The organism is Corallococcus praedator (assembly GCF_003612125.1).
In the GTDB taxonomy this organism is placed as follows: domain Bacteria; phylum Myxococcota; class Myxococcia; order Myxococcales; family Myxococcaceae; genus Corallococcus; species Corallococcus praedator.
Genome location: NZ_RAWI01000752.1, coordinates 1 through 1,347, shown reverse-complemented (window position 1 = coordinate 1,347; position 1,347 = coordinate 1). Strand labels below are relative to the sequence as shown.

Annotated in this window: 1 protein-coding gene; it reads right to left on the bottom strand. The window is 71.3% G+C overall.

All coding sequences use genetic code 11. The features are described 5' to 3' along the window. Positions 1-129: 129 nt before the first annotated feature. Positions 130-1,347: OprO/OprP family phosphate-selective porin (locus tag D7Y13_RS41470; RefSeq protein WP_120631061.1), on the bottom strand; the 1,218-nt coding region annotated here is incomplete at its 5' end.

Below are 1,347 nucleotides of genomic sequence, written 5' to 3'. Positions count from 1 at the left end.
GGGGGCCCCCGGGGGAGGGCTGACACGTCACGGCGGGCGCGAGCGTCATCCAGGTCGCGCGCGGGCTTCAAGACGCAGCAGGACGAAGCCCGCGTGACGCCGGGCGTCAGCGCCGGAGGAGGGGCGGCCCTAGAAGGCGACCTGGAAGCGGATCAGCAGGGCGTTCTCGGGGGCGCGGTCGCCGGTGGGGGCGCCGCCCTCGTAGTTCGTGCGGTGGAAGTTGGCGCCGAAGCGCACGCGCTTGTTGAAGTACCAGTTGGCGCCCACGCCGAAGCCCTTCGCCGCGCTCACCGACTTCGTGGGGTCCGCGAAGCGGGGGAAGGCGTCGTCGTCCAGATCCAACGCGTGGTAGCGCACCGACACCTCCAGCGCGCCGCCCTGGCCCGTCTCCGGATCAAAGGGCGTGGTCGGCTTCACGCCGTCGTACGCGGCGCTCCCGCCGAACACCACCCACGAGGCCAGGGCCTGCCACGCGTGGTGGCGCAGCCGCGCTCGGGCATCCCCCACCTGCACCTCCTGCGAGGAGCTCACGTACTCCGCGAGCAGCCCCAGGGGGCCCTTGTAGAAGTACCCCTGGGGCGCGAAGCGCAGGTGCTCGCCGTGCGCCGTGACGGTGGTGCCAGCGGCCGTGCCGCTCAGGTAGCTGAAGATGACCTCCTGGCCGGTGCTGCGAAGGACGGACACGCCGGTGCTGGAGGACGTGCCGAACTGCTGGCCGCGCGTCACCGCGAAGCCCACGCCCAGCCCCTTGAGCAGGGCGGGGCCGCCGGGCTTGAAGGGCTGGACGAAGAGCCGGGCGGCCAGGTCGAAGCTGTCGTCGGTGTTGAGGTCGGTGCTCACGCCGTCCGCCCCTCCGTTGAGCGCCGCGAGCGAATACTGCAACCGTCCGCCGAGCACGTCGCCGTGCAGCTCCAGGCCCACGTCGCGGATGGGGACCAGGTCCACCGTGAGCGAGCGTTCGATGAAGGGCGTGTTGACCGCCGCCTGGAGCAGCTCCAGGCCGAAGGGCGTCTTGAACTTGCCGGCGCGCAGGCGGAGCTTGTCGCTCGGGTGGAAGTCGATCCACGCGTCCTGCACGAGCGGCTGTGCGCTGCCGAAGTCCGGCATGAAGCGGAAGTCGACGAAGCCGAAGAACGTTCCTTCCAGCATGGGGCGCACGCGCCGCATGACGAAGGTGTTGGTGCCGGTGCGGTCCGGGTCGTCGAGGAAGAAGCGCCCATCCGCCTGGAGCTGGCCGCGCAGCTTCACCACGAAGGCCTTGTCCGCCGAGGACAGGGAGAAGCCCTCTTCCGAAAGCTGGATGAGCGGCGCGGCGGGGGGCGGAGGCGCTTCGGGGGCCTGGGGCTG